Source organism: Candidatus Microthrix subdominans (assembly GCA_016719385.1).
GTDB lineage: Bacteria > Actinomycetota > Acidimicrobiia > Acidimicrobiales > Microtrichaceae > Microthrix > Microthrix subdominans.
Window position 1 is genome coordinate 290,552 of sequence record JADJZA010000001.1, and the last position, 15,357, is coordinate 305,908.

The 15,357-nt window shown below is 68.1% G+C and carries 19 protein-coding genes; 11 read left to right on the plus strand and 8 right to left on the minus strand.

Annotated features, from left to right (window positions below; all coding sequences use genetic code 11):
* Nucleotides 1-6: 6 nt before the first annotated feature.
* Complete coding sequence (locus IPN02_01455; GenBank protein MBK9295546.1) at nucleotides 7-759, minus strand: endonuclease/exonuclease/phosphatase family protein; 753 nt, start codon at nucleotides 757-759, stop codon at nucleotides 7-9.
* A 6-nt stretch (nucleotides 760-765) separates the two neighbouring features.
* Nucleotides 766-2,235 carry an AMP-binding protein gene (locus IPN02_01460; GenBank protein MBK9295547.1) on the minus strand — a complete coding sequence of 490 codons (1,470 nt, stop codon included), beginning with the start codon at nucleotides 2,233-2,235 and terminating at the stop codon, nucleotides 766-768.
* 99 nt (nucleotides 2,236-2,334) lie between these two features.
* Between IPN02_01460 and IPN02_01465 the strand changes: the two genes are divergently transcribed.
* A complete protein-coding gene (locus tag IPN02_01465; GenBank protein ID MBK9295548.1) occupies nucleotides 2,335-2,664 on the plus strand; it encodes a type II toxin-antitoxin system PemK/MazF family toxin in 330 nt (109 codons plus the stop codon).
* Between the two features lie 7 nt (nucleotides 2,665-2,671).
* Here IPN02_01465 and IPN02_01470 read toward each other — a convergent pair whose 3' ends face one another.
* Entirely contained in the window at nucleotides 2,672-3,340 is a 669-nt protein-coding gene (locus IPN02_01470; GenBank protein MBK9295549.1) for a TIGR03086 family protein, read from the minus strand.
* A gap of 73 nt (nucleotides 3,341-3,413) precedes the next feature.
* Here IPN02_01470 and IPN02_01475 point away from each other — a divergent pair, with 73 nt between their 5' ends.
* Nucleotides 3,414-4,289 carry an AraC family transcriptional regulator gene (locus tag IPN02_01475; protein MBK9295550.1) on the plus strand — a complete coding sequence of 292 codons (876 nt, stop codon included), beginning with the start codon at nucleotides 3,414-3,416 and terminating at the stop codon, nucleotides 4,287-4,289.
* Nucleotides 4,290-4,298: 9 nt separating this feature from the next.
* On the opposite strand, the gene IPN02_01480 is transcribed toward IPN02_01475, so the two are convergent.
* Entirely contained in the window at nucleotides 4,299-4,883 is a 585-nt protein-coding gene (locus tag IPN02_01480) for a TIGR00730 family Rossman fold protein (protein MBK9295551.1), read from the minus strand.
* A gap of 85 nt (nucleotides 4,884-4,968) precedes the next feature.
* On the opposite strand from IPN02_01480, the gene IPN02_01485 reads away from it, so the two are divergent.
* The gene (locus IPN02_01485) at nucleotides 4,969-5,214 is read left to right on the plus strand and encodes a hypothetical protein (GenBank protein ID MBK9295552.1); all 246 of its coding nucleotides are present in this window, start codon (nucleotides 4,969-4,971) and stop codon (nucleotides 5,212-5,214) included.
* Here IPN02_01485 and IPN02_01490 read toward each other — a convergent pair.
* Together IPN02_01490 and dinB are read right to left on the minus strand one after the other, a co-directional pair.
* Nucleotides 5,205-5,471 carry a hypothetical protein gene (locus IPN02_01490; protein ID MBK9295553.1) on the minus strand — a complete coding sequence of 89 codons (267 nt, stop codon included), beginning with the start codon at nucleotides 5,469-5,471 and terminating at the stop codon, nucleotides 5,205-5,207. The two genes, IPN02_01485 and IPN02_01490, sit on opposite strands and share 10 nt — an antisense overlap.
* 14 nt (nucleotides 5,472-5,485) lie before the next feature.
* A complete protein-coding gene (gene dinB, locus IPN02_01495; protein ID MBK9295554.1) occupies nucleotides 5,486-6,700 on the minus strand; it encodes a DNA polymerase IV in 1,215 nt (404 codons plus the stop codon).
* A 111-nt stretch (nucleotides 6,701-6,811) separates the two neighbouring features.
* On the opposite strand from dinB, the gene IPN02_01500 reads away from it, so the two are divergent.
* From IPN02_01500 to IPN02_01535, 8 genes are all read left to right on the plus strand, one after another.
* Nucleotides 6,812-7,798 carry an Lsr2 family protein gene (locus tag IPN02_01500; GenBank protein MBK9295555.1) on the plus strand — a complete coding sequence of 329 codons (987 nt, stop codon included), beginning with the start codon at nucleotides 6,812-6,814 and terminating at the stop codon, nucleotides 7,796-7,798.
* A gap of 29 nt (nucleotides 7,799-7,827) precedes the next feature.
* The gene (locus IPN02_01505) at nucleotides 7,828-8,895 is read left to right on the plus strand and encodes a hypothetical protein (GenBank protein MBK9295556.1); all 1,068 of its coding nucleotides are present in this window, start codon (nucleotides 7,828-7,830) and stop codon (nucleotides 8,893-8,895) included.
* A complete protein-coding gene (locus tag IPN02_01510; protein MBK9295557.1) occupies nucleotides 8,892-9,911 on the plus strand; it encodes an ABC transporter substrate-binding protein in 1,020 nt (339 codons plus the stop codon). The genes IPN02_01505 and IPN02_01510 overlap by 4 nt, the downstream gene beginning before the upstream one ends.
* On the plus strand, nucleotides 9,908-10,939 hold the full coding sequence (locus IPN02_01515; GenBank protein MBK9295558.1) for an iron ABC transporter permease: 1,032 nt from the start codon (nucleotides 9,908-9,910) through the stop codon (nucleotides 10,937-10,939). The genes IPN02_01510 and IPN02_01515 overlap by 4 nt, the downstream gene beginning before the upstream one ends.
* Nucleotides 10,936-11,781: an ATP-binding cassette domain-containing protein gene (locus IPN02_01520; protein MBK9295559.1), complete on the plus strand. Its 846-nt coding sequence runs from the start codon at nucleotides 10,936-10,938 to the stop codon at nucleotides 11,779-11,781. The genes IPN02_01515 and IPN02_01520 overlap by 4 nt, the downstream gene beginning before the upstream one ends.
* Nucleotides 11,782-11,956: 175 nt before the next feature.
* Nucleotides 11,957-13,255: a hypothetical protein gene (locus IPN02_01525; protein ID MBK9295560.1), complete on the plus strand. Its 1,299-nt coding sequence runs from the start codon at nucleotides 11,957-11,959 to the stop codon at nucleotides 13,253-13,255.
* On the plus strand, nucleotides 13,252-13,908 hold the full coding sequence (locus IPN02_01530) for a hypothetical protein (protein MBK9295561.1): 657 nt from the start codon (nucleotides 13,252-13,254) through the stop codon (nucleotides 13,906-13,908). The genes IPN02_01525 and IPN02_01530 overlap by 4 nt, the downstream gene beginning before the upstream one ends.
* A complete protein-coding gene (locus tag IPN02_01535; protein ID MBK9295562.1) occupies nucleotides 13,905-14,579 on the plus strand; it encodes a biliverdin-producing heme oxygenase in 675 nt (224 codons plus the stop codon). Before IPN02_01530 ends, IPN02_01535 begins: the two co-directional genes overlap by 4 nt.
* A gap of 37 nt (nucleotides 14,580-14,616) precedes the next feature.
* On the opposite strand, the gene IPN02_01540 is transcribed toward IPN02_01535, so the two are convergent.
* Complete coding sequence (locus tag IPN02_01540; GenBank protein ID MBK9295563.1) at nucleotides 14,617-15,039, minus strand: type II toxin-antitoxin system VapC family toxin; 423 nt, start codon at nucleotides 15,037-15,039, stop codon at nucleotides 14,617-14,619.
* Nucleotides 15,040-15,061: 22 nt separating this feature from the next.
* Nucleotides 15,062-15,340 carry a type II toxin-antitoxin system prevent-host-death family antitoxin gene (locus IPN02_01545; GenBank protein ID MBK9295564.1) on the minus strand — a complete coding sequence of 93 codons (279 nt, stop codon included), beginning with the start codon at nucleotides 15,338-15,340 and terminating at the stop codon, nucleotides 15,062-15,064.
* Nucleotides 15,341-15,357 lie beyond the last annotated feature (17 nt).

A 15,357-nucleotide genomic window follows, 5' to 3' on the forward strand; every position in this document is an offset into this window, starting at 1 on the left:
CGAACCCTACGGCTCCACCGACCTCGGCAGGGTCGTCGGTCGCGCAGGGGCGAGGCCGATGTCGACGCCTGATCCGTCATGGTCCGACAGGCGGCGTCCGTCGACCTGGTTGGGCCAGCCCCACACCGTCTGGGCCTGTAGGTGATCGCTGAGTGCGATGTGATCGATGCCCGGTCGGGAGACACCTTTCAGGACACCTTCGGTTACGATCTGCAGTGGTTGGAACGCTGCGGCGAGTGCCTGGGCGGCGCGATGGTTACCGTAGCGAACCCGTGGGATCCGCTGGTTGAAGTCGCCGACGACGATCGTCGGCACGGTTACCCCGGCGATCATGTCGGCGAGGATCGCCAGGTAGTCGAGGTGCAGCTCCCACGGGCGACGCTTAACGTCGATTGGGTAGGTGACCTCGGCCATGTGCCATGGGATGCAGACCGCCAACACCCGGATCGGCCCGATGGGCGTCTCGGTGGTGGCGGCGACAAAGCGGCTGGTGTCGAGCCCTGGCGCACCAGCGTGGTCGACGTCTGAGAATGGCTGGCGGGACCAGGCCAGGACCGTGCGCTCGTCGGCGTCGTGGCGTGGCTTTCGGGGCGGCTTGCTCCAGAGGGTGTGGCCGCCCCGTTTGGGGAACGTGATCCGGGTTTCGGTCAGCACCGCGATGTCGGGCGCCAGCGAGAACACATGGTCGACCGCTGCGCTGCCGCGCCCGCGTAGCGGCTGGGTTCGCTCGAGGTTCCAGGTGAGGATGCGGGCCGGCACCGGGGATCAGCCGGCTGCCTGTGCCGAACGGCTGCGCAGATCGGGCTTGGCCATCTTGCCAATCGGGTTCTTGGGCAGGTTGTCGATGATCGTGATCTGTACGGCCACCTTGTAGCGGGCCAACCGATCGGCGCACCGCGCCAGTAGCTCCTCAGCGGTGGTGGCGCCTGCGTTTCTCAGCGAGACGTAGGCCACCGGCACCTCGCCAAGCACGTCGTCGGGGCGACCAACCACCGCGGCCTCCAGCACCTCGGGATGCCCATAGAGCACGTTCTCGATTCCCTTGGGGTAGATGTTCTCGCCGCCCCGGATGATCATGTCCTTCAATCGGTCGACGATGCTCAGGTAGCCGACCTCGTCGATCGCGCCGACGTCGCCGGTACGCAGCCAGCCGTCGACGAGGGTGTTGGGGGTCTCCTCGGGGCGTCCCAGGTAGCCGCGCATCACGATCGGACCGCGAATGATCACTTCGCCCCGGCCCTCTGTGGTCGGGCGACCGTCTTCGCCGAGCAATATCACCTCTTGGCCCGGCAGCGCCACGCCGACGGTGCCCGGCTTGTGGACGCCGTCGATCGGGTTCAGCGTCGAGGCGCAGGTGGCCTCCGAGAGCCCGTAGCCCTCCACGATCGGGAGGCTGAAGCGCTGCTCGAAGCGTTCGATCAGCTCGGCGGGCATCGGCGCCGCACCGCACACGGCGAAGCGAACCGATGACACGTCGGGCTCGACGCTGTCGGGCAGCGTGGACAACATGGCGTAGATGGCCGGCACGGCGGAGAAGTAGGTCGGCCGCTCCCGAGCGATGATGTCGAAGAACGCCAAGGGCGAGAACCTGGCGGTGATCGACGTGGACCCGCCGACGGCCAGCGGCGACAGGATTGACACGACGATGCCGTTGACGTGGAACAGCGGCAGGATGAGTAGGCAACGATCGGTCGCGCCGAGCCCGGTCGCCTCGATGATGCCCGTCACCATGGCGATCAGGTTGGCGTGGTCGAGCTCAACCCCCTTGGGTGTCCCGGTCGTGCCGCTGGTGTAGATGAGCAGGGCCAACGCCGACGGATCGGTTGCGGAGGGCACGGTGGCGCCGCCGAAACCACCAGTGGTGGGAAGATCCGCCACATCGACGAAGGTGGCGTCGTCCAACTGGAACGCAGACCCTTCGTGGACCACGACCTTCGAGGCGGAGTCGCTCAACTGAAACTCGGCCTCGTTGGCCTTCTGGGCGGGGTTGACCGGCGTGAGCGTGGCGCCGACCTGCCAGGCGGCGAACATGACGACGACGAGCTCGACGCGGTTGGTGAGAACAGTGGCCACCACGTCGCCGGCACCGACGCTGTGCGAGGCCAACATGGCGGCCGTAGCGTCGACCCGCTGAGCGAACTCGACGTTGGTCAGGTCGAGGCGGTCATCGTCCAAGCACCTACCGCCGGGGTGCTCGGCGGCGCGTCGGGCAGGAAGGGTTGCCAGATGGTCGATCGTTGGCTCGATCACCCCAACCTATGACGCTGGTCACCTGACAGGAACCCGCTCGTGTCCAGAGGACGCAGGGCGTATGACAATTCAAGTCCCAACACGTTGTTGGTCACCCGTTCTGACGCGATCCCGGTACTCAACGAGATCGTCGTTGCTCCCGTCACCTCCATGATCCGCCACATTCCGACGTGCCTCCCCGTCGGCGCAGCCGAGGGAATCAACCATGACAGCGTCGTCGTGTTCGACCAGGTGCGGTGTATGCCGAAGTCGGCAATGGCAGAGCGCCTGGGAGCTTGGTCACACGAGCGCCGCCACGAGATCTGCACGGCGCTTGCGTCGCTCTCGATTGTTGAGGTCTGTGGTCGGGCAGCAGGCGGAGCCGCAACCCTCGCCCGGCGACGTAGGCGCACGCCTTGCGGGTCAAGCCGGTGAGGGACGGTCAGTGTGACGCCGGTACCCAGGCCGGATCCCTACCTGCGAACCCCAGCAGGCGGTCGATGGCTGGAGCGTCGCTGCCGACGTTGACCTCGGCGTCGAAGAAGCCGGTGTCGGGACCGCGGTACTCGGGCTTCACCATGCCGAGCAGAAACTCGTGCGCCGGGGCCACCGCTGCGGTCGGAGGGTCGTACCGCTGGTCGGTCGCCATGGCCAGGTCCCAGGCGTGGATGATGTATTCGCCGAGCGCCATGCCCAACACTCCGTCGCCTGGCATGCGGGATCCAGTCATCGTGACCGCCTGCGAGGCGGCGTCGTTGGTGATCGCCTGCTGGACTTGTGTCGAGCAGCGACGCACGACGTCGCTTGCCTGCTCGTCTTCCAGGACGAACGCTTCCGGGTCGGGACGCGGCGAGTCGGCGGGCGGATCGGACAACGCAGTGGCAAAGAAGTCGAGCCACCCAAGGACGTGTTGACGAAGTTCGCCGGCGTTGTAGTGCTCACAGGGTGTTGGCAGCACCACCTGGGTGTCGTCGAGGTCGATCACGGCCGCCAACCGTTCGAGCACCTCCGCAAAGAGGGGGCCCGAAGCGTCGGGATCGCAGAACACTGCGGGAGCGGATGTGGGAAAGAGCGGGAGTTCGTCGTCGGTTGTTGCGGTCGCGTCGGTCATGGGTGCCACGGTACAAATGCGCCGCGACCGGCGCTTGAAGATCCACGCCAACTTTCACCGGTATTCTCGGCGGGTGCCTTCAGCGCTTCCCGACGACACCCGCGGCATCGTCGACCCGCAGGAGATGATGCGCTACGTCGACTTCGCCCGGTATCCGGCGGGTGAGGCGCTCGATGGGCTGGTCGAGTGGTTCTGGTCGGTGGCGTGGAGCATGCCCCCGGGGACATTTCACGATCAGCAGGTACTGAACCACCCGGCAGGCAACATCAGCATCGGCACCTTGGATGACGCCGGGGTGCCACTCGATCCGGCCGAAGGCAGGGTCTACGGGGTGATGAGCAGCGTCAGCAACCGTCACCTGACCGTCGAGGGATGGACGGTGGCGGCGCGCACGACGGTGGGCGGGTTGGGCGTGCTGCTCGATGCGTCGGCAAGGACGGCGGCCGACGCCGAGCTGAACTTCATTGACGGATTGCCGGGGCTCACCCCCGGCGATCTGGTGGCAGGGGTGGCGAAGATCGGTGATAACGAACCACGAACCGGCGCGCTGCGGGAGGGGTTGGAATCCCTGGTCGCCCGCCGTGACCCGGCCATGATCGCCGAGGCGCGGGAGGTGGCGGCGGTCGCCGCTCTGGCCGAGCATGACCGCAGCGTCTGCCGAATTGAGCAGTTGGCCTGCGCTGCCGGCGCCAGCGTCCGCACCCTTCAGCGCCTCTTCGACTTTCACGTCGGGGCCAGCCCGTCGTTCGTCATTCGCCGCTGGCGCATCATCGAAGCCGCCGAGGCGGCCCGTCGGGCCAGCGATGACGGAAATAGCTGGCGGGGCTGGGCGGCGATCGCAGCCGAGCTCGGCTACGCAGACCAGGCCCACCTGACGCGGGATTTCCGTCGACACCTGGGGACGTCCCCGTCCGCCTACCTGTCCCGCACCACCCGACAGGGCTCGTGAGCGGCGCCGTTAACGGTCGACCCATTTGGGCGTGAAGGCAGGGGCGTCGCGTGAGGCAAGGCTCACGGCGGCCTCGGCGCTCTCGGTGCGTTGGGCCAGCGTCCCGTGGTGATCCTTCATAAATCCGGCCGCAGCCGATCCTGCGATGAAGTCGAACAGCGGGGCGAAGAACCGGTCGACGTCGAGGAACACGATCGGCACCGAAATCAGTCCCAGCTGGTTCCACGTCAGCAACTCAAATGCCTCGTCGAGTGTGCCGAATCCGCCGGGCAGGACGACCACGCCGTCCGCCAGTTCGGCCATGCGCGCCTTGCGCCGATGCATGGTGGGCTGCACGTCCAGCTCGGTCAACCCCTCGTGGGCCACCTCCAGCCCAACGAGCTGCTCGGTCATCACGCCGATGACCTCACCTCCGCTCGCCAACACCTCGTCGGCCAGGATGCCCATCAGGCCGACGTGGCCCCCGCCGAAGACCAGCCGGTGGCCGGCGCTCACGATCGCAGAACCGAGGGCCAACGCTGCCGTCCTGAACGCCGGGTCGATGCCGCTGCTCGACCCGCAGAACACGCAGATGTTTCGGGGAGTCGGCTCCATGCGTGGATTCTGCCACCCGCACCGGTCTGCGACATGTGCGTCGATGCCGTGGTCATCCGTGCATGCAAAATGTAACTTCGGTGGCATGACCACACTGCGCCGCAAGCGCTTTGCCGCCCAGGTCACCCGCGACTTCGAGTTGCTCCGGCGAGATCCTGTCGCGTGGCGTGACTACGTGGCAGAGTCCGAGGCCACCTCGGTTTCGGACGGCCTGGATGAGCGAACTCTGGCTGGTCGAACCTGGCTGCTCATGCACCGCTTGGGGGTGGCCGGGTGGGAAGTGATGGACCAGGTGTCCTTCAACATCGCCACGTTGCTCGATCACGGCTGAGGAACCACCGGCTCTCCGAGGAACAACAGCGCCACCGACGACCGCTCGATCTCGGCCGGGTCCCAACCGAGGCGCGCGCAGTGCTCGCCGAGCACAGCAGAACTCGATGCCGTGGGCCCGATGCTCGTTGTCCTGCCACCCGGCACCGAGCCCCAACGCCATGCGGCCATTCGAGATTGGTCGGCGGTGACCGCCTGCTTCGCCAGCACGTCCGGATTTCGGTAGGTGTTGCCACACGCCAACGGGCCGAGGCGCACCCGGTCGGTGGCCCTTACGGTCGAGCTGCCCCCGGATCGGGAAGCAGCGGCACGTGAATGCCGCTGGCCCGCCCCAGCAGGGTGGCCCGGCCGATCGAACTTGAGCCGTATCGGTCGCGGACGGCGTCGACCGCACCGTCCAGGTCGACCGTCGAGCGCCCGTTGAACACCAGGCTCTGTTGAACGGCGTCGGCGGGCGACAGGTTGGCGATGGTGAACCCGAGCAGCGTGAGCCCCCGGCGCTCGATCTCGTCCCGGCGTGCAACGAGCAGCGCGTGGCCGGCATCGAGAAAGGCTGCGGTCGATCCGGTGGCCTCGGGCACGCTGTGCGAGCGGGTGTCGGCGGTGAAGTCGCCGAAGCGAAAGCGCAGCATGACGGTGCGGCCCACCCGGTTGCCGTCCCGAAGGCGGCGGGAGACGTGGTCGACCAGCTCCAACAGGATGGCCTCCAGCTCGGCGAAGCCGGGGCGGCGCTGCCCGAGCGCCCGCTGGGAGCCGATCGACGATCGCCGCTTGCCCGTCATCACGCGCCGGGGGTCGCGGTTGTGGGCGAGCGCATGCATCTGACGCCCCGACCCGGCGCCCAGCATGGCAACCAGGCGGACCTCGTCCAGTTCGGCCACCTGACCGACCGTCGTGATGCCGCTGCGCCCCAGCTTTTCCTCGGTTTTTGGGCCCACACCCCACAGCCGGCCGACGGGCAGCGGATGCAGAAATTCGAGTTCGCCGTCGGGCTCCACCACGAGCAGCCCGTCCGGCTTGCACACCCCGCTGGCCACCTTGGCCAGAAACTTGGTGCGGGCCACACCCACCGAGATGGCCAGGCCAACCTCGGCCAGCACCCGTGCCCGGAGCCTGGCGGCGACCAACTTCGGCGGGCCGACCAGCCGGCCCAGGCCCGATACGTCGAGGAACGCCTCGTCGATCGAGATGGGCTCCACCAAGGGCGTGGTGTCGTCAAAGATCTCGAACACCCGTCGGCTGGCCTGGGTGTAGGTGTCCATCCGCGGGGGGACGACGATCAGCTCGGGACACAGCGCCCGGGCGGCACGGATGTTCATCGGGCCTCGCACACCCCGTCGGCGGGCCTCGTAGCTGGCGGCCAGGATCACCCCGCCCCCGACCGCCATCGGTCGACCCCGAAGTTCAGGCCGGTCCCGCTGCTCGACCGAGGCGTAAAACGCGTCCAGGTCGGCGTGAAGAATGCCGGCCTCGATAGTCGAACGCATGTTCGTCAGTGTACTCAGCGTTTGTGACGTGAGGGCGGGAACTTTCCGCCGCAGCGGGGGCGGGCCGGAGCTTGGCATGCAGGTGGAGGTTTGAACCCCTACCGTGGCCGTGTGGAGTTCGTGATCGCCCGAAACCCCGACCCCAACTCCACGCTGCCCTATCTCGTTCGGTTGCCGGTGGGCACGCGCCCGGTGGTGCTGAAGGTGAAGGACACCTGGCCCCGCACCGCCAAGGTGTACTGCCACCCGGCGGACGAGTGGCCGGACCCGGCAACGCTCGACATCGTCGAACGCGTTCCCGTGGCGTCGTGCGTGCGACGCGGTGTCGCCATCGACCTGGTGCTGGACCGGGGTCGGGAGAACCGCTCACAGTTCGTGTTCACCAAGGCGCGCGGGCGCGAGGTGGTGTTCTGGCAATCGGCTCGGACCCGCAAGCAGGCGCGGCCCAACGTCACTGTCCCCTCCGCCCGAGCCTCGGGCCACCGACTCAACATCGTGGTGGACACCCGCGAGCGGTATGCGTGGAAGTTCTCGGCCCAGCAGGCCACGACCACCAAAAGGGCACTGCCGGCCGGGGACTATGCGGTCGATGGCGTGGACGGACGGCCTGCTGCGGTCGTGGAACGCAAGAGCCTGGAGGATCTCGTGTCGACGATCACCGGCGGCAAACTCTGGACGCTGCTCGCAGCGCTGGCCGATGTTCCCCACGCGGCGTTGGTGGTCGACGAGCGCTACTCGTCGGTGTTCAAGCTGGACAGGGTTCGCCCGGCACTGATCGCCGAACAGTTGGCCGAAGCGGCGGTGCGGTATCCGTCGGTGCCGATCGTGTTTGCAGAGACCCGCCAGCTGGCCCAGGAGTGGACGTACCGGTTCTTTGGCGCGGCCCTCGACCACCGTCTGAACGAGGAGGCCGGCGCCCAACGACTCGATGGGCTGACCGGAGCCGGGCCGGTTCCGGCCCGGGAGCCAACCACCGCAGAGGTCCGCTCGTGGGCGATCGCCGCCGGGCTGACAGTCGCCGACCGGGGGCGGCTTCGTCCGGAGATCTGGACTGCCTACCGGTCTGCGGTCGCCGGTTCGCCAGAGGCGGTTGGATAGATAGGACTGCCTAACATAGAGTTTTGCTGATGCGGACAGCACACGTAAACCAGACTGCGCAACCCGGCCCGCCCGACCGGCCGAGCGGCGCCGTGCCGGCGGCTCGGGCCAGGCTCTGCGGCGTGGCCTCGCTGCTGGCAGCCGTCGCCATCACGCTCGCCTGGGTGGGCGGCGCCGGTGCGTCGGTCGCCGACCCACCGGGTGCCGTGCTTGCTCGCTACCAAGGTGGCGCGCAGGTGTCCGACGGTGTGCGGACCGTCACGGTGTCTCAGTCCGCCGAGCTCCAGCCGGGCCAGTCAATCGCCGTCAACGGCGTCGGGTTCGACGTTGATAAGGGCGTCTACGTCGGCCTGTGTCTCGTGCCGCCGGCCGGTGCAGTGCCATCGCCGTGCGCCGGAGGTGAGGACCGCTCCGGCAGCTCGGGGGCGTCGGCTTGGTTTTCGTCCAATCCTCCCTCCTACGCCACCAACATTGCGGTGCCCTACGCCCAGGGTGGGTCCTTGAGCGCCCAGCTCACCGTGTCGCCCGAGCTGGGTGGTGGTCTGGATTGCCGGCAGGTGCAGTGCGCCATCGCCACTCGCAACGATCACACCCGTTCGACCGACCGGTCCCAGGACCTCTATATCCCGGTGACTTTTGCCGCCGGTGCTCCGGCCGAGGCCCCTCAGCCAACCGAAGCCCCCGTCGTGCCGGCCCCTCCAGTCGAGGAGCCGGTGCAGGCGACGATCGCTGAGGCTCCGGTCACCCCGGCGCCACCGGTCGAGGATAAGCCGGCGACCACCAGGCCGAAGGCGACGACGACCGCAAAGCCCAAGAAGAAGTCGACGACGACGGTTCCGAAGACGACCACCACTACGACCAAGCCGAAGGCGACGACGACCAGTGCGAAGCCGACGACAACGACGGCACCCGAACGCGCCGAGGAACCGAAGATCACCGTGACATCCAATGACGGGGGTTCGGGCGGCTGGGGTTGGGGACTCGCCGCCGCCGGGGGTGTCGCGCTGCTCGGAGGTGCTGGCGCCGGCATCTACCGGTCGAAGACGGGGCGGTGGCCGGGGATGAACGCTCCCACCGACGGGGCGTCGGCACCATGAGCCGCCGAGCCAGCCGGTCCGGTCTGAGAAGGCCGACGCTCGTCGGTATCGTGCTGGGTGCCGCCCTCTTGATGGCGGCGTGCGGCGACGGGGGCGTGACCCTCGGGCAAAACAAGGAGTCGACGCCCGGACTCGGCGACGACGTGGCCGCAGCCATCGAGCCGGAGCTGCCGCTTCAGGTTGTGTCCGACAACGGCGAAACGGTCACGGTGGATTCCCTCGACCGCATCGTCAGCCTGGATGGCGGCGTCACCGAGATCCTTTTTGCGCTTGGCATGGGTGACCGGCTTGTCGGTCGCGACATCTCAACCACGTTCGCCGAGGCCGAGAAGATCCCGCTGCTGACGAAGGCCCACGACATCTCGGCCGAATCGGTGCTGTCGGTTCGGCCCGACCTGGTGATCGCCAGCGAGCTGATCGGTCCCCCGGAGGCCAAGGCCAGCATCGAGGCGGCCGGCGTGCCCGTTGTGACGATCGACCCGGTGGTCGCGGTGGACGGGGTTGGAGACCGCATCCGAACCGTCGGTGAGTTGACCGGGGTGGCACCGGCCGCCGAGGAGTTGGCCGCCGGCCTCGACGAGGAACTCGACGAGGAGGCTGCGGCGCCGGCGGGGGCCGAAGCGCCGCTGGTGGCGTTTCTCTATGTGCGGGGCAGCGCAGGCGTGTACCTGATGGCCGGGCCGGGCAGCGGGGTCGACTCGCTGATCGAGGCATCCGGCGCCACCGATGCCAGCGCCAAGATTGGGCTGAGCGATCCGTTCACCCCGCTCACCAGCGAGGCGCTTGTGAAGGCCCAACCGGACGTCATCCTGGTGACGACGACGGGGCTGGAGTCGGTCGACGGGGTCGCCGGGTTGATGCAGATCCCGGGTGTTGCCCAAACGCCGGCTGGACAGAGCGGTCGCGTCGTCACGATGGAGGATGGCCTGTTGTTCAGCTTCGGAGTCCGCACCCCCGAGGTCGTCGAGTCCCTGAAGGCCGCGTTCGCCGAGTCTGGGCAGCCAGACCGCTCGTGACCGAGACCACCCAGCAGGTTCGGGCGAGGCGGCGGCGAAGCCTGTTCGTCGGCGGCGTGGTGGCCCTCGTCGCGGTGGGTCTGGTTTCGGCGACCTCGGGTGCGATGAACATCTCGATCGCCGAGGTGTGGGCCGCCCTCCGAGGCGGTGCCGACCTCGACCCCACCATCAGGTCGGTGCTCGTCGACATCCGCTTCCCGCGGGTGGTGCTCGGCATGCTGGTCGGCGCGTCGATGGCCGCCTCCGGAGCGGTACTGCAGGGCAGCTTCGCCAACCCGCTCGCCGAGCCGGGCATCATCGGCGTCACCGCCGGCAGCGCCGTTGGGGCTGTGATCTACATCGTGTCGGGCGCAGCGGTGCTCGGCACGTTTGGCCTGTCGGCCGCCGCACTGTTCGGCGGGATGGCGGCGATCGCGCTGGTGTATACGTCCTCGCGTCGGTCCGGTCGGACCGACATCGTCACCCTGGTGCTCACCGGCATCGCCGTCAACGCGTTCGCCGGGGCGATCATCGGGCTGTTGTCCTACCTGGCCAGCGACGCCCAACTGCGGGGCATCGTGTTCTGGACGCTCGGTTCGCTGGCGCAGGCGTCGTGGTCCGACGTCGTGCTGGTGACGATCATGGGGGGCGGCGGCATCGCACTTGCCTGGAGTATCGGGCGGGCGCTCGATGTGGTGTCGCTGGGTGAGGTGCAGGCCCAGCACCTGGGCATTCCGGTCGAACGGATTCGCATCATCAGCCTCTTCGCCGCTGCCCTCGCCGCCGCCGGGGCCACCGCTGTCGCCGGGCAGATCTTGTTCGTCGGGCTGGTCATCCCCCATGCGGTCCGCATGCTGATCGGGCCGTCGCATCGGGCGCTGATCCTCGGTTCGGCGCTCGTCGGTGCGGTGCTGGTGGCGCTGGCCGATGTCGTCGCCCGCACGATCGTCGCTCCCGCCGAGTTGCCGCTGGGCGTGCTGACCGCCCTGGTGGGCGCACCGGTGTTCTTTCGTCAGATCCGCAAGTCCCGGCTGGGGGAGGCGACGTGACCAACTACGTTCGACGCCTGGTCGGCAGCGCCGCACGCGAGCCAGACCCGGTGCGCCTCGGTCAGGGTGCCGTGGCGCTGGAGGCCAGCGGTATTGTCCTCGCCCGGGGTGGTCGGCAGGTGCTGACCGACTTCAACCTCAAGCTTCACGGCGGCGAGTTGGTGGCGATCATCGGGCCGAACGGCGTCGGCAAGTCGACTGCGCTGTCCGTGCTGGCGGGGGACGTGCTGGCCGACAGCGGCACCGTGTCGGTGCTTGGGAGCGACCCGCAGAGCCTCGCGCCGGTGGAGCTGGCCCGGCGTCGAGCGGTGATGACCCAACACCACCGGTTTCCCTTCGACTTCACAGTGACCGAGGTGGTCGAGATGGGGCGCTGGGCGGCGCCGACATCGGTCGGCGGCCAAAGAGACGACACCGAATTGGCGGACGCGCTGACCTCGGCAGACCTGGATGGCCTGGCCGAGCGCCCGGTGACCCAGCTGTCGGGGGGGGAACGGGCTCGGGTCGCCTTCGCTCGGACGATGCTCCAGGGGGCACCGGTTGTGCTCGCCGACGAGCCGACTGCGTCGCTGGACCTGCGCCACCAGCACCTGCTGATGCGTCGGCTTCGGGACCGCGCCCGAGCCGGGGCAGCGGTTGCGGCGGTGTTGCACGACCTGGCGCTCGCCGCCGAATACAGCGATCGCGTGGTGTTGTTGGCCCCGGGGGGCGCCACCACCGGGGCCGAACCGGTGGCCGACGTGCTCGTCCCCGAGCGCCTGGAGGACGCCTATGGCTGTCGCATCGTCATCGGTGCTCACCCGGTGAGCGGCACTCCGGTGCCATTTTTCTTCGGGAGTTGAGTGCCCCTAACGGATGTTGTTAGGGTACCCAACCTTCAAGTCCCGACAGCCGCCCCGTGGTGGTTCCTCACCTGTGAAGAGAGACGACATGACACTTGTGACCGCACCAGCGCCGAGGCGGATCACGCCACGCCCCGGCCGGCCGTCCAGCTCCGTTCTGGCTGGACTCGTCGCCGTGGCGACGTTGTTGTTCGGCCTCATGGCCTTCGGGCTGTCCGGCGCCAGCGCCGGGGCGGCGCCCCAGGCGTCGGTGGCGGTGTCGAAGACTGATGTTGCCGACACGGGTGAGACGGTGACGGTGACGGGTACCGGGTTTGATCCGGCTGCGCATCAGGGCACGCGTCCGCCGTTGGCTGGGCAGAACTCTGGTGTGTATGTGGTGTTTGGGACGTTCGATCAGCCGTGGGCGCCCTCGGCTGGTGCGCCGGGTTCGGCTCGTCGGGTGATCAAGCAGGTATGGGCGTTGCCGGCGGCTCAGCGGGCGATCTTGGATCCGGCTGGAACCAGTCCGGATTTCGTGACGATTGCAGCGGACGGGTCGTTCACCGTCGATCTTGAGGTGGCTCCGGTTTCGGGGAGTACCGGTGAGTACGGCATCGTGACCTACGCCGGTTCTGGTGCGGTCAACGCCGACCAGGAGACGTTCACCCCAATCACGTTCTCCGATCCCGGGACGACGACGACCACCACCACGTCGACGACAACCTCGCCGTCGACAACCACGTCGACAACCACCCCGCCGTCGACGACCACCTCCACCACCACGTCGACGACAACCTCGCCGTCGAGCACGACGAGCGCGGCCCCGCCGCTTACGATCGACCCGCTGGTGCGCGAAGCGCGCAGCGCCACGGGCGCATCTGGTCAGTCGCTGTCGGTCGACCCCGCCACCGGGCTCAACCCCGAGGGCGACACGACGAAGGTGACCGGCTCCGGCTATGACGCCGAGGTGGGCATCTACGTGGCGTTGTGCGTGGACAACGGTCCCGGCGTCACCCCGGAACCGTGCGTCGGCGGCGGTGGACCCGACGCAGCCTCATCGGTGTGGATCTCGTCCAATCCGCCCTCGTACGCAGCTGGCCTTGCTGAGCCGTTCGGACCGAACGGCACCTTTGAGGTTGATCTCGAGTTGGCGGCGGCCGACGACTACGTCGACTGCTTGGAGGTTCGCTGCGCAGTGGTGACCAAGGCCGACCACACGGCGAGCGCCAACCGCTCCGCCGACGCTCGGGTGCCGGTCAGCTGGGCCGGGCAGGATCCAACCGAGACCGAGCAGCCGGTCCAGACGACAACACCCACCACCAAGCCGGGCGGCGGCGGCTCAACGGCGCCCACCAGCGCCACCCCCAAGCCCGGGAACCCTCCGGTGACGAGTGCGCCGCTCGTGCGTGAACCCCGCACCACCAAGGGTGCGTCCGGCCAGTCGCTCACCGTCGATCCGGCCACCGGGCTGGACCCGATGGTGACACGGTGAAGGTGACCGGTTCCGGCTACGACCCCAAGTTGGGCATCTACGTTGCGTTGTGCGTCGACAACGGGCCCGGCGTGACCCCGGCGCCGTGCCTTGGTGGTGGTGGACCCGAGACGGACGCCGACGGTGGCGGCTCGGTATGGATCTCCTCCAACCCGCCCGCCTACGGCGTCGATCTGGCCGAGCCCTTCGGTCCCGACGGATCCTTTGAGGTGGACCTGAACGTGGTCGCGGCCGACGAGTTCGTCGACTGCCTGGAGGTTCGCTGCGCGGTCGTCACCAAGGCCGACCACACGGCGAGCGCGGATCGTTCGGCCGACGCCCGGGTTCCGGTCAGCTGGGCCGGGCAGGATCCGGCCGAATCGGAACAGCCCGTGTCGACGACGAGCATCCCCGGTGCGGGTGCCGGCGGCACGCCGGTGACCACCCTGACGGTCACGCCGAACGCCGCGGCTGTTGCCACGCCAAACCCTGCGACCGCCGTTGCCCCGAAGGTGGCCGGCGTGACGCAACTCGGCGCGGTGACGGGCGGCTCCAGCCCGACGACGCTGGCGTCGACCGGCGCCTCAGCCCGGTTGCTGGTGCTCGCCGCAGCGGCCCTGATCCTGGCCGGAATCGCCGGCCGAATCCTGTCACGACGAGTGAGGAACTCATGACCGAATCAACCGCAACCATCCCCGAGAGCCTCTCCGCCCATGTGCGGGAGGCGACGGCCACCGAGCACACCGAGGCGGAGAACTCCGCCTTCATCGTTGCGCTCATGGGGGGCGATGTGCCGCTCGCCGGCTACGTCGGCTATCTCCAACAGCTGCGGGCCGTCTACGAGTTGCTCGAAGGGATCGTCAACGATGACCGCCACGGCGACGTGATGGGGACGTTTCACGACCCTGGTCTCGAGCGTCTGCAGGCGCTCGAGACCGACTTGGACTGGCTCGAACTTGAGCTGGACGCGTCAGGTGCGCAGGCACCGTCCACCGTCCTGCCCGCCACCCGGACGTACCTGGGCGACATTGAGGCGGCGGCGAACGACCCGAACTACTCGGCGCCACGGTTGCTGGCCCATCACTACATCCGATACCTGGGCGACCTGTCGGGTGGCTTCTTCGTCGGCAAGCGCATCCGGGAGATCTATGGCCTCACCCCGGACGGGGGAGCGTCGGTCTTCGACTTCCCAGACATCGTCGGCCCGGGCGCTTGGAAGCAGCGCTACCGGGACAACCTGGATGCGTTGGAGTGGTCGGCCGAGGAGCGGCAGGCCTTCGTCGATGAGGCCAAGGGTGCGTACCTTCATCACTCGAAGGTGTTCGACGAGCTGGCTGAGCTTTAGCAAGCCGGAGGCGCTTCGTCGCCAACCCCATCTGCCGTCACCGGTCGAGGGGGTTGGCGACGAGCATCCCTTCTTGGTGGGCCGCCTCGCACAGTGCGAAGTCGGCGCTGGTAAACACGTCTGCGCCGACCAACGTTGCGGCGGCCAAGTGCACGGCGTCGTAGCCCCGCAATGCGTAGTGGGGCGCCAGCTTTCGGGCTCGCTCGATGACCTCCACGTCGACCTCGATGATGTCGAGCTGCTCGACCAAGTCATCAAGTGAATGCTCGGCCACGTGGAATGCCTCCAACGTCAGTCGACCTTGACGGTGTGCCGCCGCAAGCGCCGCCGCGGCCTCGACCTCGATCAGGCTGACCGCCACCAGTGACAGCGCGTCCCCCCAAACAGCGTAGGCAGCGTGGGTGCCTGCTTCGGCGACGATCAACTTCACGAGCATTGAGGTGTCAACGTAGGTCGTCATGGGTGCCGCCCGATTCAGTTGCTCAGCGCCGCTGTTCAGCAACCAGGTCGCTGACAGACCCGGAGGCATGAACGGGCTGCGGCAACTTGCGGATCTTTGACCTTGCAGGCCGGACCACACCGGCCTCGATCAGCTGAGCCAAGCGGTCGGTTGACGCGTCGATAGCGATGAGACGTGCCACGGGCCGACCATGCTCGGTGACCGTGATTTCGGCGCCATCCTTCACGCTGGCCAGGTGCCGGCTGAGGTTGTTCTTCAGGTCCCGTACGCCGACCTCAACCCGTTGTGTAGCTACATTCATATCCAAATTGTAGCGCC

Excerpts from the sequence above, each read along its gene's own strand:
- IPN02_01470 (MBK9295549.1), bottom strand. The coding sequence starts at position 3,340 with ATGACCGACGCGACCGCAACAACCGACGACGAACTCCCGCTCTTTCCC.
- IPN02_01480 (MBK9295551.1), bottom strand. The coding sequence starts at position 4,883 with ATGGAGCCGACTCCCCGAAACATCTGCGTGTTCTGCGGGTCGAGCAGC.
- IPN02_01485 (MBK9295552.1), top strand. The coding sequence starts at position 4,969 with ATGACCACACTGCGCCGCAAGCGCTTTGCCGCCCAGGTCACCCGCGAC.
- dinB (MBK9295554.1), bottom strand. The coding sequence starts at position 6,700 with ATGCGTTCGACTATCGAGGCCGGCATTCTTCACGCCGACCTGGACGCG.
- IPN02_01505 (MBK9295556.1), top strand. The coding sequence starts at position 7,828 with ATGCGGACAGCACACGTAAACCAGACTGCGCAACCCGGCCCGCCCGAC.
- IPN02_01510 (MBK9295557.1), top strand. The coding sequence starts at position 8,892 with ATGAGCCGCCGAGCCAGCCGGTCCGGTCTGAGAAGGCCGACGCTCGTC.
- IPN02_01535 (MBK9295562.1), top strand. The coding sequence starts at position 13,905 with ATGACCGAATCAACCGCAACCATCCCCGAGAGCCTCTCCGCCCATGTG.
- IPN02_01540 (MBK9295563.1), bottom strand. The coding sequence starts at position 15,039 with ATGACGACCTACGTTGACACCTCAATGCTCGTGAAGTTGATCGTCGCC.
- IPN02_01545 (MBK9295564.1), bottom strand. The coding sequence starts at position 15,340 with ATGAATGTAGCTACACAACGGGTTGAGGTCGGCGTACGGGACCTGAAG.